The 23,090-nt window shown below is 31.5% G+C and carries 19 protein-coding genes; 14 read left to right on the top strand and 5 right to left on the bottom strand.

The genetic code is table 11. The features are described from left to right. Nucleotides 1–62: 62 nt before the first annotated feature. Nucleotides 63–2,303 (bottom strand): translocation and assembly module lipoprotein TamL, encoded by a 2,241-nt coding sequence (tamL, locus tag FNB79_RS06495; RefSeq protein ID WP_246073340.1) that lies wholly within the window; start codon nt 2,301–2,303, stop codon nt 63–65. A gap of 62 nt (nt 2,304–2,365) precedes the next feature. Beyond that, nucleotides 2,366–7,411, bottom strand: a complete 5,046-nt coding sequence (locus FNB79_RS06500; RefSeq protein WP_143380541.1) for a translocation/assembly module TamB domain-containing protein — start codon at nt 7,409–7,411, stop codon at nt 2,366–2,368. A 539-nt stretch (nt 7,412–7,950) separates the two neighbouring features. Here FNB79_RS06500 and FNB79_RS06505 point away from each other — a divergent pair. From FNB79_RS06505 to FNB79_RS06515, 3 genes are all read left to right on the top strand, one after another. Further along, nucleotides 7,951–8,190: a hypothetical protein gene (locus FNB79_RS06505; protein WP_143380542.1), complete on the top strand. Its 240-nt coding sequence runs from the start codon at nt 7,951–7,953 to the stop codon at nt 8,188–8,190. Nucleotides 8,191–8,388: 198 nt separating this feature from the next. Continuing rightward, the gene (locus tag FNB79_RS06510) at nt 8,389–10,320 is read left to right on the top strand and encodes a tetratricopeptide repeat-containing sensor histidine kinase (RefSeq protein ID WP_143380543.1); all 1,932 of its coding nucleotides are present in this window, start codon (nt 8,389–8,391) and stop codon (nt 10,318–10,320) included. A gap of 16 nt (nt 10,321–10,336) precedes the next feature. Beyond that, nucleotides 10,337–11,014: a response regulator gene (locus FNB79_RS06515; protein ID WP_246073341.1), complete on the top strand. Its 678-nt coding sequence runs from the start codon at nt 10,337–10,339 to the stop codon at nt 11,012–11,014. Nucleotides 11,015–11,209: 195 nt separating this feature from the next. On the opposite strand, the gene FNB79_RS06520 is transcribed toward FNB79_RS06515, so the two are convergent. Next, a complete protein-coding gene (locus FNB79_RS06520; RefSeq protein ID WP_143380544.1) occupies nt 11,210–11,719 on the bottom strand; it encodes a DUF456 domain-containing protein in 510 nt (169 codons plus the stop codon). A 116-nt stretch (nt 11,720–11,835) separates the two neighbouring features. Between FNB79_RS06520 and FNB79_RS06525 the strand changes: the two genes are divergently transcribed. From FNB79_RS06525 to FNB79_RS06535, 3 genes are all read left to right on the top strand, one after another. Continuing rightward, complete coding sequence (locus FNB79_RS06525) at nt 11,836–12,195, top strand: BlaI/MecI/CopY family transcriptional regulator (protein WP_143380545.1); 360 nt, start codon at nt 11,836–11,838, stop codon at nt 12,193–12,195. Nucleotides 12,196–12,197: 2 nt separating this feature from the next. Beyond that, a complete protein-coding gene (locus FNB79_RS06530) occupies nt 12,198–13,562 on the top strand; it encodes a M56 family metallopeptidase (protein ID WP_143380546.1) in 1,365 nt (454 codons plus the stop codon). Nucleotides 13,563–13,717: 155 nt separating this feature from the next. Continuing rightward, nucleotides 13,718–14,194: a hypothetical protein gene (locus tag FNB79_RS06535; protein WP_143380547.1), complete on the top strand. Its 477-nt coding sequence runs from the start codon at nt 13,718–13,720 to the stop codon at nt 14,192–14,194. On the opposite strand, the gene FNB79_RS06540 is transcribed toward FNB79_RS06535, so the two are convergent. Further along, nucleotides 14,191–15,321: a glycosyltransferase family 2 protein gene (locus FNB79_RS06540; protein WP_143380548.1), complete on the bottom strand. Its 1,131-nt coding sequence runs from the start codon at nt 15,319–15,321 to the stop codon at nt 14,191–14,193. The genes FNB79_RS06535 and FNB79_RS06540 overlap by 4 nt on opposite strands. Nucleotides 15,322–15,324: 3 nt before the next feature. Beyond that, nucleotides 15,325–16,287, bottom strand: coding sequence for a lysylphosphatidylglycerol synthase domain-containing protein (locus tag FNB79_RS06545; RefSeq protein WP_143380549.1), 963 nt, complete (start codon nt 16,285–16,287; stop codon nt 15,325–15,327). A gap of 27 nt (nt 16,288–16,314) precedes the next feature. Here FNB79_RS06545 and FNB79_RS06550 point away from each other — a divergent pair, with 27 nt between their 5' ends. The 8 genes from FNB79_RS06550 (at nt 16,315) to FNB79_RS06585 (ending at nt 23,054) form a co-directional block, all read left to right on the top strand. Further along, nucleotides 16,315–16,965, top strand: coding sequence for an outer membrane beta-barrel protein (locus FNB79_RS06550; protein ID WP_143380550.1), 651 nt, complete (start codon nt 16,315–16,317; stop codon nt 16,963–16,965). Continuing rightward, nucleotides 16,965–17,570, top strand: coding sequence for a crossover junction endodeoxyribonuclease RuvC (gene ruvC, locus FNB79_RS06555; RefSeq protein WP_143380551.1), 606 nt, complete (start codon nt 16,965–16,967; stop codon nt 17,568–17,570). Before FNB79_RS06550 ends, ruvC begins: the two co-directional genes overlap by 1 nt. Further along, nucleotides 17,567–18,733 (top strand): radical SAM family heme chaperone HemW, encoded by a 1,167-nt coding sequence (gene hemW / locus FNB79_RS06560; protein ID WP_143380552.1) that lies wholly within the window; start codon nt 17,567–17,569, stop codon nt 18,731–18,733. Before ruvC ends, hemW begins: the two co-directional genes overlap by 4 nt. Nucleotides 18,734–18,745: 12 nt before the next feature. Then, entirely contained in the window at nt 18,746–19,501 is a 756-nt protein-coding gene (locus tag FNB79_RS06565; RefSeq protein WP_143380553.1) for a cyclase family protein, read from the top strand. A gap of 40 nt (nt 19,502–19,541) precedes the next feature. Then, the gene (locus FNB79_RS06570; RefSeq protein ID WP_143380554.1) at nt 19,542–19,907 is read left to right on the top strand and encodes a DUF4260 domain-containing protein; all 366 of its coding nucleotides are present in this window, start codon (nt 19,542–19,544) and stop codon (nt 19,905–19,907) included. After that, nucleotides 19,904–20,269 (top strand): MmcQ/YjbR family DNA-binding protein, encoded by a 366-nt coding sequence (locus FNB79_RS06575; RefSeq protein ID WP_143380555.1) that lies wholly within the window; start codon nt 19,904–19,906, stop codon nt 20,267–20,269. Before FNB79_RS06570 ends, FNB79_RS06575 begins: the two co-directional genes overlap by 4 nt. A 262-nt stretch (nt 20,270–20,531) precedes the next feature. Next, nucleotides 20,532–21,830: an aminopeptidase P family protein gene (locus FNB79_RS06580; protein ID WP_143380556.1), complete on the top strand. Its 1,299-nt coding sequence runs from the start codon at nt 20,532–20,534 to the stop codon at nt 21,828–21,830. Between the two features lie 3 nt (nt 21,831–21,833). Continuing rightward, a complete protein-coding gene (locus tag FNB79_RS06585) occupies nt 21,834–23,054 on the top strand; it encodes a M24 family metallopeptidase (RefSeq protein ID WP_246073342.1) in 1,221 nt (406 codons plus the stop codon). Nucleotides 23,055–23,090: the final 36 nt, after the last annotated feature.

Genomic DNA, 23,090 nt, shown 5'->3' on the forward strand with positions numbered 1-23,090 from the left:
TGTAAATTTAGTGATTAGTTGTATGCTATGGTTAGAGTATACCAATTTTTGATTTATAAGGTTTAAAACGGATATCCTATTGCAAAGTTAAACGTGGTTTCTTTATACTGAAACTCATACCGTTTACCTTCTTCTAAAGCGAGGTCATGAATTGGCGTGGCAAAATCAAATCTAATTACAAAGCCTTGTACATCTACACGAAGACCAACACCAACACCAATACCTAATTCTTTAATAAAATCTGAGCTAAATTTTCCGCCAGGTACATCTTCTATTTCTGTAGAATTCCATACGTTTCCAGCATCTGCAAATACAGCACCTTTAAAGTATGAGAATAATGGAAAACGATATTCTAAATTTGCTTCTAATCTAATATTTCCAGTTTGGTCTATATAATAATCATCATCTGTATCCTCTTCGCTTACATATGTTCCTGGACCTAAAGATCTAATTCTAAAAGCACGAACGCTATTTGGACCACCAGAATAGTACTGTTTAATATATGGCATATATTCTGAATTTCCATAAGGGATACCGTAGCCAGCAAATAGTCTGGTAGCGAGTTTGTTTTCGTTATCAAAGTTAAAATGATAACGGAAATCAATATCGGCTTTAACATACTGCGCATATTCTAGTCCAAAAATAGTTTGAGTTTCATTGTTGTTTTTTGAGTCGAATAAACTAAGGGCATTTCCTGCAATGTCAAAAGTTACGTTGGTGTATAACTGGTGTTTTTTAGAAGTATTTATCATTTCATTATATATAAATGAATAGTTTAAACCCGCAATAAACTGTTGTTCGAAACTTTGTTCTAAATACGAGTTTTCATCTAAAATGGCTTCAAATTCATCAGACGTATTAATTAAGTTATTATAATTTATAGAGAACGGATTTATCTCGTGTGTGGTGTATCTGTTTGCATTCCACGAATACCCAAATTCGGCCGTTCCAGATAATAATGTATATAATTCTGTACGGTTTAAATAATCTATACCGATACTGGTTTTAGTTTTAGGAATAGAATATTCAAAAAAATCTTCATTAATCTTTATCGGAAAAATAACTCGCGGTAATATCAATTCAGATTTCAGACCTAAAGAAGTATTGCTAATAGAATTACCACCACCTACCTGAAGCTCGTAACCAATATTAGCACTAAGACTTAAGATTTCTCCACCGTTAAAGATATTTCTGTTATTGTATGAAAACTCTAAAGCTGGCCCTGCAAAATTATTTGACTTTGTTACAGCCTGCAATTCTGCTCTTAAGGACCTTTTATTTAGCGGTGATAAGTAAATGTTAGCATCTACTACTTTAGAACTGTCTGTTAGCGTGCTGTCTTGCTCTTCGTACTGAATATTTACAAACTTATAGGTACCTATGGTGGAAAGGCGTCTTGCCGTATTTCGTGATGCTTCTGGGTCGTATAATTCATTTTCGTTAAGGGTAATAAACGGATCTAAGTGCCTTAATTTAAAAAATTCTTCGTCTTGAATATAGCTTTTATTATTGTAGCGTGTAACGGTTTGTTTAACGCTGTCTTTTTTTATGTCGTAATTGGTGTAAATATTTATTTTACCAATCTTGTAAGGCAATGTAGCTGCTTTGGGAACAGATGATTTGAGCCTTAGATATAAATCGAATTTTTTATTAGTGTAGCGGGTAGTATCTGCTTCAAAAATTAAAAACTCCGAATTAAAATTGTAATATCCAGCTTTCTTTAAATCTGAATCTATGCGTAATCGTTCTGTTTTTAAATAATCTAAATCAAAACGTATACCTGGTTTAAACTCGGTATTAGCTACACTTTTTTTTATCTCTGAGAATATGGGATCGGGTAAAGAATCTACTTTATAAGTGCCCATTATATAAGGTTGTTTTATGTGTGCGTTATAGGCAATAGAAGATTTACTGTTGTCTTCGTCTTCTAAAATTTCAGAAGAAGCACTGCTATAGAAAAATCCATGGTTTTCTAATCGGTTTACTAATATATCTTCCACTTCAAAAGTCTCGATAGAAGATTGGTAAACAGGTTCTTCTCCTATCTTTTTGTATAGCCAGCGGTTAATAAACCCTGGTTTTTCTTTCTGATTTTTATAGTAATAATATAACCCCGGATACATGCCTAAAAATTTGGTGTTAGGAACAGGACGTATTGTAGATTCTAACTCGGATTTGAGTTCGCTTTTGTTTTCTATAATAGAATCTGTTTCTAAGGTTAGACTAGCACCGGTATATAATAATTCGTCTTCAGGGATATATTTAGCAATGCTACAGGATTGAAAATAGACAATACTGAGCAATACAAATATATATTTGAAGCACGCATTTATAGAGCCAAAGTTGATCTTATTTTTCAAAATATTTATTCGGTTGTTTCCTGTGGTTTTTCAATTTCTTCTTTGCGTTTACGGCCGCGTTTACCTCGTGTTTTTTCTTTTTCAGTATTAAGTAATGCAGACCATAATTCTTTAAACTTATTAAATTCTTTAGTAAAAATTAAAGCGAGTCCACTTACTGTGGTTTGACCATCTATAACAGATTCAAATTCGTTTTTCTGAAAGGCCTTTACTCTATATTTTCCGCTAGGTGTAATTAAGTATTCTAAACTTACATCACCAATTAGTGGTGTTTCTTCTCCAGAAGCACTACTTCCTTCGATATCTACATCACTTCCTACACGAACAATAACCCGATCATTAAATAGTTTTTTTTGTGCGGCTACTTCTAATTGTGTGCGTTGTTGAGAGGAGTCGCCTTGATAATCTGTAAAGCTATTTAATCCAAAATCGAGTTCTACGCCAGAGCTTCCTAGTAATTTATCTGAAAACATATTGAGCTGATCTGAGATCGCATCATTTAAATTATCTCTAGCAATAGAAGCAAAGCCACCACTGCTACCATCGCTTCCAGATTCTGGGTAAAAACGATTCATGACTAAAAGTGAAAATACTTGTCGGTTTAGTTCGCCTTCTTGTTGGTTAACTTGTTGTAAACGCCCATATACTTGTCCGCTTACAGCTCCTTGTTCTTCTTCAGGCATATCTAAGTTAAAAGATATTTTAGGATGCATGAGTTCGCCATCTACATTTAAATAGACCTCAAAAGGTAATGTTTGTTTAAATTCGTTTTGTGTAGAACTGCTTGAACCAGAGATCTGAGCAGCCATTAAGGCCGATGCTGAGGTTTCTACATTGTATAAGGCTTGTATATCTAGATTCGCATCAAAAGGGTTTCCAGACCAAGTAACTTGACCGCCAGAAACCAGTTCGAATTTACGTTTTACAATTTCATATAGGCTCATCTCGTAATGCCCGCTAGATACTGTATATACGCCTGAAAGATTCATCCGGCCGTTAGTTTCCATTTTAAATAAAAATTTACCTTCACCAGAAGTTGTAAAGTTGTCTCCTGTATTTTTATCGATAACCAATGTGGCTTTAGCTTCTTTTGGAATAGAAAAATTTGCTGTGATATTAAAACCAGTTACCTCAGTCATGTCTTCTTGATTTCTAGTTAAAATAGCATCCGGATTATCTCTGTTTACAAATATGACTACACCGTCACGATCTTCAATATTTACAGTAGAAGAAGGCATTACATAGGTTATATTTGTTTTAGGACTCACACCGGCTTTAATGTTTATAATAGGGACATTTAAATCGCCTTTAATTGTGCCATCAGCTTTAAAAGCTAAGAATCCATAAAGCATATCATTATCTTCTTTAGTTGCATTTAAAACTTGAAAATTATTTGCTTTAATCTTTAAATCGAACTTTGGATTAATTAAAGATTCGGTGTCTATAAAACCATCAAGAATAAAAGCACTATTGTTTTCGTCGTTAATCGTGAAATTAGTCATGCTAATCCCCGAATTATCTATATTTAAAGTTTCATTAGGAAGCTCAAAAAAACTATTGAGTTTAGTGACTTTAAATCTTGTTTTGTTAAACACTAAATCGCCTTTATATTGCGGAGCATTTAACGCTCCATTAATGTTAAATTGGCCATTAAAAGAACCGGAAGTCTCTGTTAGTTCTCCTAAAGATAGCCCCTCGAGTGCTTTTGTTTTAAACGTATTAATATTTATATCTGCATCAATATTTGAATTGGTTTCTGATGCGGTGTAAACGCCTGAAATATCTAGATCTGCATCTCCTTCTTTTGTAGATAAACTAAAGTTATATTTTGCGTTCGTTTCAGAATCGCCTTGTAATGTTAGTGTGCCAAAATTAGTGTTTAATACATTAAATTTATTAATTGTTAAATTGGCTAAATAGCCCCGGTCGCTAAAAGGGTTTTGTACTGTTAAGTTTCCGTTTAAAATACCCTGAGCTAATTCTTGTTCGGGATTTAAGTAGTTTAAAAACTCAATTAAATTAAAATTTTCGAAGGCTATAGAAAAATTATCTATGTTAGTCTCTGTAGTTGTTGTATTAGTAAATGCGATAAACTGATTGTTTTTTGTGAAATTAAAATTGTTAAAGGTGAGTTTATCTGTGCCGTAAGAAGCATAATTATCTTCAGGTATTTTCCAAGCCAATTTGTTTATAATAAGATCTTCTGGCAAGAGGTGTAATATGAAATTATTGTCTTCTTTTTTTATTTTAGATTTTAACTGCATAAGGAGGTCTTCCTCATCGTACGCATACATATCTAAATTTAATTCTTTGTTTAAGACTTGTCCTGTTATTTCCGTACGTTTTAAAAATATGGGATTTGCATGAATGTTATTAAATCCGAAATTAAATTTAAATAGGTCTGGAGCAGTATTAAACGTTAAAGCTAAACTATCTATAGTGTTTCCTCCATAATTAATGTGCGGTGCTAGTATATTAGCATCCAATATTTTTTCAGATTCATTAAAATTTATGCCTATATCTATAGTGTCAATTTGTTTTAAACTTGGTAGGAATATGTCTGTTAATATTGGATCTTCACTAAGTTTTCCTGTGAATTTTAAATGTACCGGCGTATAGTCTTTTGAAATGGTAAGTGTAGAATCGGGTGAAAAATAACTTGACATGTGTTGCTCTAAAGCGTTACTAAAAGTTTGCGGGTTGGCATTTGATGCAAGCTCTAAGTTTAATAATTTATTAGTAAGACTTACATAGGTCGAATCTGTATTAACATAAGCTTTAGCATTTACATCGCCCAACAAATAAGTTTTATTATCATAAACAATAGTGCCTTCGTCTATAGAGCTCGTTAAATTAAAACGGTCTGCATTTCCTTTAAAATTAGCATTAAGTTTAAGTTTAGCACGTATATCTTTTTCTACAAGCCCAAGAGCAAGCAAATCTGCTCCTATAATATTTAAATTGGCATTAATTTCTGGCGATATACTATCTAAAACAACATGTGTTTGGAGTTCTAGATTTATGTTTTTGTCTTTGTAATTAGAATTTATATCTCCTGTTCCATTTTTTATGTCACCGTGTATGGGTAAATTTAAAATTTCATAAGAGTTTAGTTTAAAACTAGAAAGCATTGCGTCTAGATTTGCATCTAGAGTATTTATATTTTTTCCTGATCCGCTAGCTTTAACAGTTAGACTAAGGGCTCCTAAGTTTTCATTTAATAAAAGTTCGTTTAGCTTAAAATCTTCAATACTCAAATCGGAAGTGAAACCTAAAGTATCATTATCTGTATAAGTTGCGTTTAAATTGGCTATACCCTGAGATGTATTAAGTTTTGCTGTAGTTTCTAAATTATTTAAATTCCCTTTTAGTATGGCAAGTAAAGTAACTTGTTCTGGGAGGTTAATGCCTAATGTTTTTTCGTCTATAAATTTAAGAAGGTCTGGTTTTGACGTCTCTGCTTTAAAATTTGAAATATTGAAACTTAAAAGATCCGGATTTGTAGCATTTTCAATTAAGCCTGTAGTTGCAATATGGGTTGTTTTACCCCAGTTTAAAGTTGTGTTTTGTAATGCTATTGAAGCTAAATAGCCATCGGCATAGAGTTGTCCTGTAATTACTTTCTGACTTAAACTGTCTAGATACGGATTGGATTTTAAATCAGGTTGAAACCTATAAGCATCTTTAAGGTCTACTTGAAAATGGGGTAGTTTTAAGCTAACTTTAGAGGTTTCGGGTGTGTTTACTAAAGCAGAAATACCGTTATAATCTAAACGACTGTCTCCTTGAATAAGATTATTATTTAAAGCTAATTTTAGATCTTCAATTAAAAGTTTGTTGTCTGTAGCTTCAACTTTTACTTGTCCTTGTTTTAGGTGTAATCCTGAGCCTTCATTAAAAGACAATGTATTAAGATTTAGACCGGCAGTTTTATCTAAAAGATAGATGTCTTTGATATTTAAGTTAAAATCTTCTAGAACTAAAGCGTCTGCGTTAAAAGTATTTGGAGTAGGTATTTTTTGATTAACTAGGTATTGTACGGTATTGTTTGCAAAGTCTATAGCATTAATTTTTACAACCATTTCTGGCCAAGCTATAGGAGAAGAAGATGGTGCTTCATTTTGTGGTTCAGGCGTAGCTGTATCACTAGACAAAATCGCTATGTCAGAATTTTTTAACCCTACAGCATCAATAATAAATGTGTCTTTTGGTAAGTCGATACTTGCATTTTCAATATAAAAATCTGAAATGTTGGTGTTGAGTGTTATGCCGTTTTCTTCTGCAGAATAATTTACTTTTAAATTTTTAATTTTAAAATCATCTATATCTATATATGGTAAACTTGTAGTGGTTGTATCTGTACTTGGAGCTACAGGAGTTTGTATATAAGTAATATTAGAATTAGAAATAAGAGCTTCAGAAACCTTAAAATCCATTGTCTCTAAATCAAAAGTATCAAACTCTAAGTTAAATACTCCTAATTTGCTTTTACTGGCAATACCTAAAACAGCATCATTAAAATCTACGTCAAAATCTTTTAAATGAATATCTTCTACTATTATTTTCATAGGATTACTATCCGTTTCAGTAGTTGTAGCAGTTAATGTGTCTGCTGTAGCAAAAGCATCAATTAAAAATTGAAAATTGTAGCCTTGTATCGAATCTTTTCTAACAATGTTGGCACGAAAGCCTTCCCATTCTATGGCTTCTATGCCTATTCCTTTTCCTGTAATGGCAGGCCAAAGTGGTAAATCGGCCTCTAGAGATTTAGAGTATATAAGCGTATCTCCTTTGGTATCTTCTAGATATAGTCCGTTTAATTTAATATCGCCTCCAAATGTAATATAGAGTTTTTCAATTTCAACCTTAGTATGCGTTTTGTTAGAAACAAAAGTGGTTGCATAATTTATAATAATGTTTTGTCCCCAAGAACTTCTAATAAATAAGATTATGGCTAGGAATAAAACAAAAAAGACTATACCTATAATCTTTAGAATTTTAAAAACCTTATGTTTTTTAGCGTTTTTATTATGTTGTTTTTTGTCTTCCAATGTTTATCTAAAAATAGATGCTAAAATATTATAATTAATGTTGACGTATTAACTCTAAATAATTCAATATTAAACCAAATGTAATCATAAAGTGCTATTACTTTAAAGTACAATATATGTTCTCCCTAAATTATTTAAGTTAATATAACAGATTTTGGTAAAAAACTACAGTTTTTAACGAGCACTTGAAATCGAAATTTAATCTAAATTTTGGACTTCATGGGTACATCAAAACAGTCAATTTATAGTTAAAAATGAAAATTTTGGCAAGAAAAAACTTACATAGTGTTAAAATTTAGTGTATTTTATCGATAAATAGTGCTTTTTAACGTTTGCTTGTTTGGTGGTTACAAAAAAAAATGCATATATTTGACCTGTAACTAGTTCATATAGTTGCAATTAATTGTTGTCTAGACTCCCTGTATTGTTATTTCTGGTATTTTAAATGATTTCCAAAGGCTATTTTATGTCTTATATTTTGGAAAATGATGAATACCATGTACTAAAATTTATCCTTTATAACCTAAAAAATTTAAATTATGAAATTCTTAAAAATTACTTTATTCGCTGTATTATTATTTGGATCTTTAACTGCTTGTGTAAATGAAGAATTAGACGACGATATGTTAATAGCTAGTGATGATCTTGAAACAGATGCAACTGGTGGTGGTGTAGATGAAAGAGATACAGAAGCAACCACTTTTACAGGAGGTGGTGTAGACGAAAGAGATACAGAAGCAACTACTTTTACAGGAGGTGGTGTAGACGAAAGAGACTAAACTTAAAAAGTACCTTATATAGAGCCTTTATCTGTTAAGATAAGGGCTTTTTGTTTTGTGTTAAATCAAAAATTATAGATACTTTTGAGATTATTAATATAAAATATTTCGATTATTCTACAGAAAGTTTTAGTGTTAGTCAGTTTAGTATTTAGCCTGCAAAGTGTTGCACAGGTAAAACAGCTTGACTCTATACATTTGCTTTTAGATAAGGCATCTAATCGTAAAGATTATACCTTTAACGAAAGGTATTCTTTTGCATCAGAAGGCGAGGGACTAGCTAGGCAACTTCAACAAGACTCTTTGGTTCTTATGAGCCAATTTAAAATTTCTGAATTATATTATGAAAAGCAATGGTTTGATTTGTTTTTAAAAACAAATCGTATAAATATTCGAGATGCTAAACGTATTGATAACCCTCAATTATTAGCAAAAATTTACACCCTTCGTGCCGATTATTTTTATAACCGAACTTCAGATAGTGCTTTTTATTATTACGATAAGGCAGAAAAAATATATACAAAACTAGACGATGCTTTTAATAGGACTTCAATGCTATTAAATATCGCAATAATTCAAAAAAATGAAAAAGATTTTGTGGGTAGCGAAGTGTCTTCTTTTGAAGGGATAAAGTTATTAGATTCTTTACCATTAGAAAATGATGTCATTAAAAAAAAAGCTTTTCTATATAATAATTTAGGACTTGTTTATGATCAATTAGAACAATATGATGATGCAGTAGAGTATCATAATAGATCGCTAAATTTAAAACGTCGACTCAAAGGTGATACTAAAGCGACTATAGATAATTCGTTAAATAATTTGGCGTTAGCATATAAAAATTCAGGTAATTATAATATTGCTTTAAGCTATTATAACGATGTGTTAAAGAAGAATACAAGGTTGAAATTTGAACGTCCAGATTTTTATGCTTTAGTCTTAGATAATTATGCACATACACGTTACCTAAATAAAAATGAAACAGCACTTCCTGAGTTGTATCTAGAGGCTTTACATATTTGTGATTCTATAGGAGCAACTTATAATTCAATTATAATTAATCAGCATTTGGCAGAGTTCTATAATGATAAAAATAAAAAAGATTCTGCAAAATATTATGCTTACGCAGCAAAAGATATTTCAACACAATATCATAACGACGATTTATTAAAATCACTATTATTATTAACTACTATAGAGTCTGATAGTATTGCGGTAAAACACTATAAAGACTATATCGCTTTAAATGATAGTTTGCAAAAAACGGAGCGCTCAATTCGAAATAAGTTTGCAAGAATTAGTTATGAGACCAAAGAAATTGAATTAAAAAATGCCAAAATTACTAGAGAGCGACTTTTATTTATGATTTTATCTGTTGGTTTATTTTTTACTGCCTTTTTAATATTTGTAATTGTATCACAAAGAAGTAAAAACAAGTCGTTACAATTTAAACAAATTCAACAACAAGCTAACGAAGAAATTTATAACTTAATGCTGTCACAACAAGATAAAATTGATGAAGCAAGAATGTTAGAAAAGCGAAGAATATCTGAAGAATTACATGATGGTATTTTAGGGAGACTCTTTGGGACACGTTTAAGTTTAGATAGCTTAAATGGAAGTAAGGAAGACCATGCCATTAAAACCCGAAGTAGTTATATTGAAGAACTAAAGGCTATAGAATTTGAAATTAGAAGAGTATCACACGATTTAAATATTGATTTTGTCGCCAATTCTGGTTATATTGATATCATTAAAGCATTGCTTGAAAAACAATCTTCGGCTTACAATTTAATGTGTCATTTAAAATATCAAGATAAGATTAATTGGGACGACATTTCTAACAAAACCAAGATTCATTTTTATAGGATTATCCAAGAGGCTTTACAAAACACATACAAACATGCAAAAGCCGATAATATTTATATAAACTTTTATACTAAAGATGACGATATATGTTTAGAAATTAAGGATGATGGAATTGGATTCGATCTCTCAAAATTAAGAAAAGGAATAGGATTAAAAAATATGACATCCAGAGTACATGAGATAAATGGGTTTATTACCATTACTTCAGAAAAACAAGAAGGTACTAAGATTTCTATAAGAACACCAATTTATAATAAATAAAGACCCCAAAAAAAACATGGAAAATAACCTTATTAGAATATTAATGACAGATGATCATCCTATGATTATAGAAGGCTATCAAAATACATTATTATCTACTAAGAAACCCGAACAAAACTTACACATAGACACTGCAAATAATTGCGATGAATCTTTAGAAGCTATGTTGTCTAGTATTAGAAGGGAAGAACATTATGATGTATTATTTATAGATATTAAAATGCCGCCTTCTTCAGATGGTAAATTTACTAGCGGAGAAGATTTAGCCAGACATGCAAGAAAGATATTGCCTAAAGCTAAAATTGTAATTTTAACAATGTTTAATGAAACCTACCGCATACATAATATTGTTGAAGAAATTAACCCTGAAGGGTTTTTAATTAAAAGCGATTTAACTTCTAGTGAGCTGGCTAGTGCCTTTCAAGCCATATTAAATCACCCACCATTTTATAGTGGTACAGTGAGTAAGTATTTAAAACAAACTTTAACTTCAGATATCTATTTAGACGATAAAAATAGACGTATTTTATATTTACTCTCTCAAGGGATAAAAACTAAAAATTTAGCAGAGCATATAGATTTATCCTTAAGTGGTGTTGAAAAACGTAAAAAACAATTAAAAGTTATATTTAACATTGAAGATGGACAAGATGAATCTTTAATTAAAGAAGCAAGAAAATTAGGATTTATATAGATGAGACTAATTAAAACAAGCATCAAAAATGCAAAAAAGTGCAAATATTACGGTTTTACCGTAATATCATTTTAAATATTGTGCTTATATTTGTTATTGTATCAAACAGATATATGATTAATTAATCCCTCATGTAATTAATTGTTGATAATAGCAAATCATAAAAAACCTTAAGATCTATATCTTAAGGTTTTTTTAGAATGTAATTATACCGTCTTTAAACTTCCAAAATAAATTTATAAATAGTCCGAAATACACAACAGATACAATAAATTTCAATAAAGTCCCTGTTATAAAACCTAAAAAAGAACCAAATGCAGCTCGCATGGCTGTTTTATGATTGGCTTTATAAATCATCTCTCCAACAAAAGCTCCAATAAAAGGCCAAATAATAATACCGAGAAGTCCTAAAACAGGAAAAATCATAGATACTACTAAGCCTACAGTAGTCCCAATTACACCATATTTACTACCTCCAAATTTCTTGGTCCCCATGGCAGGAATGGCGTAATCTAAAATTACAATAACAATTGCTATAAGCAAAGTAATCCCTAAAAGAGTCCAATCGTTCGGAATGGTTCTGGTTAAATACAGCAATAACAAACCTACCCAAGATATTGGAGGCCCTGGTAATACGGGTAAAAAACTACCCAAAAGCCCAACAATCATACATATAAAACCGAGTATAATAAGTAAGATATCCATTTGTAATATTTTAAGTTTTTGCGAAGTTACATATTTAATTTATTGTTTTTGTAACTAAAAAATTAGTTCAAACTAAATATTTAGTTATATTTGTAATGAACTAAAAACTTAGTTGAATGAAGGCGTTAACAAAAGCAGAAGAAGAAATTATGCAAGTGCTTTGGCAATTAGAACATGCCAATGTAAAGGCTTTAATAAAAGAGTTGCCAGAACCTAAACCTGCATATAATACTGTATCTACCATAGTGCGTATTTTAGAAAGTAAAGGTTTTGTAGATTATGAAAAGCAGGGGAAAGGTCATATTTATTTTCCGTTAATTTCTAAACAAGACTATAGTAACCAATCATTAAATACATTGGTGGATAATTATTTTCAAGGATCGTTTAAAAGCTTAGTGTCCTTTTTCGTAAAGAAGAATGATGTGAGTTTAAATGATTTAGAAGCTGTTATGAAGGAAATCGAAAAAAACAAGTAATTATGCTACACTACATTTTACAAACCATAGCGTTCCAGTTGTTCTTTTTATTGGTTTTCGATTTATTTTTAAAACACGAAACCTTTTTTAATTGGAACCGATTTTACTTATTATTTACGCCAATAGCTTCATTAATTTTGCCCGTAATTAAGATAAATTCTTTTAAACAATTGGTCCCACAATCGTATGTAATCCAATTGCCAGAAGTTATTTTAAATCCCGATGCAAACACCTTACAAACGCAATTATTGCCAACTGTTTACCTTAAAAACAGCACTTCGTTTTGGTCTTGGGAAACTATACTTTATTTAGGTGTTGTTGTGGCGGCAGTCATTTTTTTGGTTAAAATATACAGACTTATAAAAACCATTGTAAACAGCTATAAAAACGAGGAGAACGGACTCACTATTGTAACGATAAAAAACAGTACAACCGCATTTTCATTCTTTAATTATGTGTTTCTAGGGGACTGCATTCCAAAACATACTTATGCTACAATTTTATCTCACGAGAGTGTACATATAAAACAAAAACACAGTATCGATTTATTATTATTCGAGCTGCTTCGAATCCTATTTTGGTTTAATCCGTTAGTGTATATGTACCAAAATAGAATGGTTACACTTCACGAATATATTGCCGATGCATTGGTGGTAAAACATCAAGATAAAACAACTTACTATCAAAACTTGTTAAGTCAGGTTTTCGATGTCAATCATATTTCATTCATCAATCCATTTTTTAAACAATCATTAATCAAAAAACGAATCATTATGTTAACAAAATCGAAATCAAAACAAATTCATTTATTAAAGTACGCCTTACTTGTTCCTATGGTGTGTAGTATGTTACTGTACACGTCATGTGATAAAGAAGCGGACAATTCTGAATCTACCGAAATGAAAACAAGTGAAGAACAGCTTCAGGAAAAAATAGATAAGCTTATGGAGGAGAATCCAAATGTGAAAATTGAAATTAGTGATGTAGAGTCTACCTCAGATGTAGATGTAGAAGTGCCTTATAGCGTTGTTGAACATCCACCGGTATTCTCTGGATGCGAAGACGTGCCTACAGCGGAACAAAAAAACTGCTTTTCTGGGAAAATTTCTCAATTTGTAGGACAGAATTTTAATACTGATTTAGCAACAACATTAGGGCTTTCTGGAAGACAACGCATTAGTGTGTTGTTTAAAATTGACAAAAGTGGAGATATTAAGGATGTAAAAGCAAGAGCACCGCACCCTGAATTAGAAGCGGAGGCTATTCGTGTTATTAATAAATTACCTAAAATGCAACCCGGTAAACAAAAAGGGAAAGAGGTTACTGTGCCCTATGTATTACCTATAGTATTTGAAGTGCAAGAATAGAAAAAATAAAAAGTTATGAAAAAACCGAAGCTAATCCCTTCGGTTTTTTGTTTTAAGGTATAATATACCTGTCTTTAAGCATTTTCAATTAAGAATTGGTCTGGAAAAAGTGTTAAATTATAAAAATATTGTATTTTCGATTTTCATCTTGAACTATGAAGCATTTCGTATTTATTCTAGCATTACTATTAATCTGCGCTTGCGATGATTTAAAGGTGAAAAAAACATCTACAGAAGCCATTTTAAATGAAGAATTAAAATCGTTTAAATGGAATGAAGTCGATGAATATCCAACCTTTATCACTTGCGAAACCTCAGGCACCCAACAAGATCGAAAATTGTGTTTTGAGCAAACTTTGGCTGCTGTAATTTTAAAACGTATGCAAGCCGAACGTATTATTGTTAATAAAGATGTATTAGATACGGTACTTATTAAATTTAAAATTTCAGATGAAGGCCATTTAAGTTTATTAAACTTTAAGGTAGATTCGCTTACCCAAGCAGAAATCCCGAATATAAAATTTTTAATTACTTCTAGTTTAGATAGTCTTCCTAGTATAGAACCAGCAATTAAACGCGGACAAAAAGTGAATTCTGAATTTACACTACCTATTATAATAAAAGCAAATTAGCTTTTAAATACACGATCTTTCCATGTGTAAGATGTTAACATTGAAGATACAGCAACATATGTGCAAAATAGAGGATATAATAAAGCGACTATAGCATACCATTTTAACCCTTCTTTCTGATTAAAAAACAAAGCAGTTTTATAGATAATTAAAAAGTCTACATAAAATTTTATAAGACTAATAACTGTAAAGTATAGCGGTGAAAAAGCCCTAATACACATTAAGGTAAATAAGCAAATTAGTAATGCATTCATACTTAATACTAATAGTCCTGTAATCTTACTAAACGTGTTTTTATATGCCTTAGTTTTAGAAGCCCAACGTTTACGCTGATTAATTAAATCTGAGAACGTGGGTTGTGCATGGGTATAAATTACTGCTTCTTGAGATTTTAAATACCTAACGCTTTCAGGAAATTTATCACTTACTTTTTCAAGTAAAAATATGTCGTCGCCACTCGCAATGGTATTGTTTTCGGCAAACCCATTTACAGTATAAAAAGCGTTTTTTGTGTAGGCTAAATTGGCACCGTTACATAAAAAAGGTTTATTAATACCAAATCCACCAATGGTTGCACCTTGTAAACTCATTACATCAAACCACTGGAACACATTTAAAAATTTTCTGGTTGTAATATAAGTAATTGGAGCAACAATAAACTGAGACGTGTTATGCGCTTTAATAAACGTATTAAAGCTATGTAACCAAGTTTTAGGCAATATACAATCCGCATCTGTGGTTATTAACCATTCAAATTTAGATTTAGAAATAGCTAGAGTAATTGCATCTTTTTTTGGTGAATTAGAATAGCGTTTGTTTTGTAGTAACGTAATATTAAGCTGAGGTTGTGTTTCAATAAAATGCGATATAATAGCTTCAGAAGAATCCCTAGACCCATCATTAACTAATAATATTTCAAACATTTTTGGATCATAATCTAATTCTGAAATGGATTGTAATAATTGTGGTAAATGTACAGCTTCATTTCTAAATGGGATGATAATAGAAAAACCAACATGATGATGTGTGCTAGTTGGTTTAAATATTTCAAGCTTTTTAAAACCTAAGTTTAAGCGTCCAATGAGACTAACATAGAGAATTACAATAATAACACTGAACACAACCATACATTAAGATTTTATGAATTTAAAATGCATAATATAATAACAACCTAGAAGACTTGGGATAACAACATTAAATAGCCACATAATAGTAATGCAACTTAAAATAATAGCTTCAGAAATATTAAAAAACGAAAATAAATATACTGCGATACCACCTTTTAAAACTACGTCAAATATAAAAATGCTAGGTAAAACAGAGACTAAAAGATACATGCTAGAAATAATCATCATAGCGTTTGCATAACTTAAATTAACACGAAATAAGTCTAATAAAACATAAAATTGAAATGAAAAGATTAAATATCGTATTACAGAAAATAAAAATGTCTTAAAAAATAAAGATGGTGAAATTGAAGTTATAAAATGTTTTGTTTTGCCTATCCAAGTGTCAGTTTTTTTATAATGGATTAACACCGTAAATAGTAAGAAAATAAAGCTTATAAAAGCAGATAGCGTTATCCAATTTAAGGTTTTTAAATGTATTTGTAACTTAAAATTAGAAAATAAAAATAACAGACCAATACTTCCAAATATAGTTGTAACCAACATTTGTGCTAGGTTGCCAATTCCATTTAAACCTACAATTTTTATGCGCAGTTTAGACGAAAAATATAAGGCTTTTGCCCCGTAATCTCCAATGCGGTTTGGAGTAAATATAGAGGCAGTATGGGCTCCTAATGTTTGTTCTATTGCCGTTTTAAATGTTATGTTTTTAACAGTCTGTACAAGATATTTCCATTTTATAATCTCAAAAAACCAATTTAAACCCGATAATAATGTGATTATAAAAATAGAATTAAGAGAAAATAAATTATTCGTTAAGATAGTTGTGTAAAATTCAGAAATTGATAAATCATTGTTGTTGAATAGTTTATAATATATAAAGTAAAAACTAAAAACAATAATGCTTATCTTAACAAAGTAAATTAAGAATTGATAAGATTTAAAAGTATGTGTTTTAACATGCATATTGCAAATTAAACCTTTTATTATAAGATGTCTTCTATTTTAAAACAACAAAAACGTAAAACGCTCTTCGTTATTTTTTTATTTCTATTTTCTTATTCCGGATTCGCTCAAATTGAAGAAGATGTATTGCGGTTTGAACTGGGTTTTGGATTAAATCAGGCTTTTAATAACGGCTATCCCGAGACATTTTCTAGTAAAGGACTAAATTTACCTACAATAAATGTGGGTGCCCAATATATGTTTACAGAACAACTTGGAGCAAAATTTGATTTAGGTTTTAACCGTTTAAAGGGTGAAGGAAGTACAGATGATTTTAAAATTAATTATACGCGTTTAAACCTACAAGGTGTGTATGATTATACTCATATTGTAGGGTTACATGAGGTTAAAAAATTAAAATTTCAAGCACATGCGGGTCCAGGGTTTTCATTTGTTAGGCCTATGAGTATTCCTTATAATAACGATCAGAATTTTTTTAACGCCATAATTGGATCAGAATTTTTATACAGATTAAATCAAAATTCGTCAGTATTTTTTGATGTATCTTATATCCATGGCTTTACAAGTCCTGATAGTTATTTATACCCTTCTGAGGGGTTAGGAGCTTTTAATGGCAGTATACTTACCTTTACAATTGGCATTTCCCTATCTTTGAGCGGATGTTATTATTGTAATTAATGAGTAAGGAACGTATTATTTTAGGGATTGATCCCGGAACCACAATTATGGGGTTTGGACTTATAAAAGTTGTAGGTAAAACTATGTCTTTTCTGCAATTGAATGAATTGGATTTAAAAAAATACGATGATCATTACTTAAAACTTAAACTTATTTTTGAACGTACTATTGAACTTATAGAGACGCATCATCCCGATGAAATAGCTATCGAAGCGCCTTTTTTTGGTAAAAATGTTCAGAGTATGCTTAAGCTTGGGCGTGCACAAGGTGTCGCTATGGCAGCTGGTTTATCTCGAGAAGTACCAATTACAGAATATTCTCCTAAAAAAATTAAAATGGCTATTACCGGAAATGGTAATGCTAGTAAAGAACAAGTTGCAAGAATGTTACAGAGTGTGTTAGGTTTAAAATCGCTACCTAAAAATTTAGACTCTACAGATGGACTTGCAGCAGCAGTGTGCCATTTTTATAATGAAGGTCGTGTAGAAGTTGGTAAAAACTATACGGGTTGGGCTAGTTTTGTTAAGCAAAATGAATCACGAGTTAAATCGCCTACTACAAAAAAAACAACAATTAAGTCGGGAGTAAAACAGATTAAAAAATGAATTTAAAACCACAGACGAGCTCTTCTAATCAGTCAGAACGTGTTGGCATTTATATTCATATTCCATTTTGTAAACAAGCTTGTTTTTATTGCGATTTTCATTTCTCTACATCCTTAAAAAAAAAGGATGAATTAATAGAAGCTTTAATTGTAGAATTAGACATCAGAAAGAACGAGTTTAAAAACAGTACTGTAGCAACTATTTATTTTGGAGGAGGTACACCAAGTGTATTAACATTACATGAAATTGAATCTATTTTAGATGCTGTATTTTTACATTATACTGTTGTTGATGATCCCGAAATTACATTAGAGGCTAATCCTGACGATCTTACAGCGTCTAAGATTATAGAGCTTTCTAAAAGTAAAATTAATCGTTTAAGTATTGGTGTGCAATCCTTCTTTGAAGCCGATTTAAAACTCATGAATCGTGCACACAATGCCGCAGAAGCTAAAAAGTGTTTAACCTTGGCCACACAGTATTTTAATAATATTTCTGTCGATTTAATTTATGGTATTCCAGGGGGTACAAATCAGCAATGGCAAGAAAATATTCAAACGGTATTAGATTTTAATATTCCACATATCTCAAGTTATGCACTAACTGTAGAACCCAAAACAGCATTAGATGCCTTAATAAAAAAAGGCAAAATAGAGGATGTAAACGAGAGGCAAGCCGAAACCCAATTTCGTGTATTAATAGAGCAATTAACAGCTCACGGATTTAAGCATTATGAATTGTCTAATTTTGCAAAACCCGGATATTACAGCATTAATAACTCAGCCTATTGGCAAGGTAAAAAATATATTGGGATTGGTCCTTCTGCACATTCTTTTACAGGGAACTCCAGAAGTTGGAATGTTGCTAATAATTCAAAATATATTAAAGCTTTAGCTTCTAAAATATTACCAAGTGAAGTCGAATACTTGTCTGTAAACGATAAGTATAACGAATATGTAATGACTGGACTGCGTACCATGTGGGGGCTCTCTTTACCATTTGTAGAAACCCAATTTGGATTAGATTTTAAATTGTATGTATTAGAACAATCTAACAAATATATAGAAGACGGTTTATTGTATATAGAAGCCAATTGCCTCAAAGTAAGTGATAAAGGCAAATTTTTAAGTGATGGCATTGCGTCTCATTTATTCAAAATTTAAAACATATAAAAAATGATTGCAAGTATTCAAACCAATTCAAAAAAATATAAAATAGATCTTACTAAGCCTATTGATATTTCTATACCATTACGCGGATCGCATACTAATGTATCTGCATGGTACGTAGATCCTCCAAAAATGGAAGCGGTAAAAGACGATAGTGGATTCTCTGCTCGCGTATCTGAAGGAGCAGCATTCAATTTTAATAATATTTCATTTAATCCGCATGCACATGGTACACATACAGAATGTGTAGGATATTTAACACGTAAATTTAACTCTATAAACACAAGTTTAAAGCAGTTTTTTTTCTTAGCAGAAGTGATTACTGTTGCCGTAGAAAAATTAGAAGACGATTTAGTTATTTCTAAAAAGCAATTACAGTTTGCTCTAGGAAACAAAAAACGTAAAGCAGTTGTTATAAGAACTATTCCCAATACAACAGAAAAATTAAATCAAGACTACGCACATACAAACCCACCGTATTTAATGGAAGATGCAGCCCAATACTTGCGTGAAAAAGGTGTGGAACATTTGTTAGTAGATTTGCCTAGTTTAGATAAAGAAAAGGATAACGGAGAATTACTTGCGCATCATGCTTTTTGGAATACCAAAGGACAGATTAGAAAGCAAGCCACTATTACAGAGCTAATATATGTTCAGAATTTTGTTCAGGATGGAACATACTTTTTAAACTTGCAAATTGCACCTTTTGAAAATGATGCAACACCAAGTAAACCTGTATTATATGAAGTTATTACATCTTAAATTACCTAAATTCCCTTTAAACGTAAATTTAGTTTGACTTATGAAATCTATTCTAAAATTAGAAGAAATAGCCATGTTTGCAATCTCACTATGGTTATTTAGTTTGTTGTCCTTTAATTGGTGGTGGTATGCTGTGTTATTTTTTATGCCAGATTTAAGTTTTGTAGGGTATGCTGTAAATACTAAAATAGGTGCTATGTGTTACAATATATTACATCATAAAGGATTGGCTATCTTATTATATTTAACTGGTGTATATTATAATATAGAAAGTTTACAATTAGTAGGTGTTGTAATGTTTGGTCATGCCGCATTCGATCGTGTATTCGGGTATGGACTAAAATATAAAGATAGTTTTAATCATACACATTTAGGGGTTATCGGAAAAACTTCAGATTTAAAATGAATATAGAGCAGCTTTACAAATACTGTCAGACCAAGAAAGGTGTTACCGAGACTTTTCCATTCGATAATACAACATTAGTTTTTAAAGTTTTAGGTAAGATGTTTTTGTTAACCTCCTTAAAAAGTTGGGAAGAAGGTGAGCCTGCAATAAATTTAAAATGCGATCCTATAAAAGCAGAAACCTTAAGAGCTAATTACCAGAGTATAATTCCGGGTTACCACATGAGTAAAAAACATTGGAATACCTTACAATTAAATCAAGGCGATTTAGATACACCTTTAGTTTTAAGTCTTATAGATCATTCTTACGATTTAGTGGTAGAGGGATTACCTAAAAAGTTGCGAGATAGTCTGACGAGGTAGTAATATAATTTAGTTTTTACTTCCGTAAATTATGGTTTTATAATATTCACAACACATCAAATTATGCCATCCATTTTAATACTTTGGTAAGAGAAAGGCTTCTCCCAATGGATTATCTTATCTTTGAATTTGTAATTATGCTATCTCTCTAAATACAATACGATATTTCTAAGGTTAGATATCTTAAAATTCAATATGTTTTACATCCCCAAAAAATACACCTTTAATTTAGATAACTCTCATCTAAACAAAATTATATAACATGAGATACAAACAAATTTCAAACACACTTTTTATCAATAATAGAAGTCGTTTTACGGCTAAAATGAAACCTAACACCATTGCCATTTTAACGTCTAACGATATTAAACATAATAACGCAGACGATATGATGGGCTTTACTCAAAATAACGATCTGTTTTATCTCTCCGGAATCGATCAAGCAGAAACTGTTTTGGTATTGTATCCAGATGCTGTAAAACCCGAACATAGAGCAATTCTCTTTGTAACCGAAACCTCTGAACAAATTAAAATTTGGGACGGCGATAAACTCACCAAAGCACAAGCTTCAGATATATCCGGAATTAAACGCGTAGAATGGATTCAAGATTTTGAGAAAACATTACAACTTATGGCGTTTGAAGCCGATGGTTTTGTACTCGGACATAACGAACATATTAAACGTATAACATATAATCAGCAAACACAGCAGGATCGTATGATTGTATGGATTAAAGAAAAATATCCATTGCATGATTTACACCGCGTTGCCACAATAACACGAGAATTAAGACCCGTAAAGTCAGACATAGAAATAGACTTAATGCAAAAAGCAGCAGATATTAGTGTAGAGAGTTTTAAACGTGCATTAAGAGCTACAAAGCCTGGGATTATGGAGTACGAAATTGAAGCAGAGCATATGTATCATTTAACAAAATCTGGAGGTTTAAGGCATGCCTTTAAACCCATTATTGCCTCTGGGAAAAATGCGTGTGCTTTACATTATAACACCAATGATGATGTGTGTAAAGACGGCGATATGATCCTTATGGATTTTGGTGTGTGTTATGCCAATTACAATAGCGACACAACACGATGTTTTCCTGTAAATGGCACATTTACTGAAAGGCAGAAAGAAGTATATGCTGCAGTATTACACTGCTTAAAAGAGGGTGCAAAATTATTAAAACCAGGGACCCTATCTGCAGAATACGAGAAACAAATGGGAAAGTTGGTTGAAGAGCAATTAATAAAAATAGGGTTATTACAAGCAGAAGACGTTGCTAAACAAGATCCAGAACAACCCTTGTATAAGAAATATTATATGCATAATTCTGCGCACCATATTGGTTTAGATGTGCATGATGTTGGGTTGTATTCTCGACCATTTGAGGTCGGGATGGTACTGACTTGTGAACCCGGAATATATATACCGGAAGAAGGTATTGGGTGTCGTCTAGAAAATGATTATTTAATTACAGAGGATGGTAATCGTAACCTAACAGCAGCGATGCCAATTGAAATAGAAGACATTGAATTAATAATGAAAAAAAACAATTAAACGATGATGACATTAGGATTAGGAGGCTCTACAATTGAAGCCGAATTAGCAGCAATACAACCTAAAGCACACACCGTGCAACCCATACAAAGTGATGCTTACCCAAAGCGTATAAAACGCGCTTTAGAACTCATGGCAACCCAAAATATCTCGGCCATGTATTTAAACGCAGGTACAAACTTATATTATTTTACAGGAACAAAATGGAGTGCTAGCGAGCGTATGGTTGGAGCTTTACTATTGCCGGATGGTACAATTCATTATATAGCGCCTCATTTTGAAGAAGGTACCATTTTAGATTTTATGGAATTTGAAGGGCCAATTCATGGGTGGGAAGAACATGAAAGTCCGTTTGAGTTATTAATTTCCATTTTAAAAGAAAACGGAATTAGCAATGGCAAAATAGCTATGGATGAAGTAACGCCATTCTTTATTATTGATGGTGTTTTAAATTGTCAATCAGATTATACATTAGTTAACGCGAAACCCATTACAGCAGGTTGCCGAATGATTAAATCTGATGAAGAAATTGCAATTATGCAGGTGGCTATGGATATTACTATGGAAATTCATAAGGCCGTGGCACGTATTTTAAAGCCTGGTATAGCAGCCCAAACGGTAGTCGATTTTATTAATGAAGCGCATAAACGCTACGGGGCTCCTGCAGGATCTTATTTTTGTATCGTGTTGTTTGGCGTAGATACATCATTTCCTCATGGTGTGAAAAAACCAAAAGATTTAGAAGAAAATGATGTTGTTTTAATAGACACGGGGTGTATGCTTCACAACTATATTTCAGACATAACAAGAACGTATGTTTATGGTGATATAACCGATGAACAACGTCGTATTTGGAATTTAGAACGAGAGGCTCAATTTTCGGCTTTTAATGCAGCTCAATTAGGACAAGCATGTGGTTCAATAGATGTGGCGGTGCGAAAAACATTAGAAGAAAATGGTTTAGGACCAGATTATAATTTACCAGGATTACCGCATAGAACAGGACATGGTATTGGGTTAGATATTCACGAATGGCCTTACCTTGTAAAGACAGATAAAACCATTTTAAAACCCGGCATGTGTTTTAGTAATGAACCTATGTTGGTGGTTCCAAATGCATTTGGTATTCGTTTAGAAGATCATATTTACATGACCGAGCAGGGACCAAAATGGTTTACAGAACCAGCCTATAGTATTGAAGATCCCTTTGGACTTTCAAAATAATTATAGGATTACATATAAAAAGCGGTAGTTAAAACA

It is taken from the genome of Formosa sediminum, from assembly GCF_007197735.1.
GTDB lineage: Bacteria > Bacteroidota > Bacteroidia > Flavobacteriales > Flavobacteriaceae > Formosa > Formosa sediminum.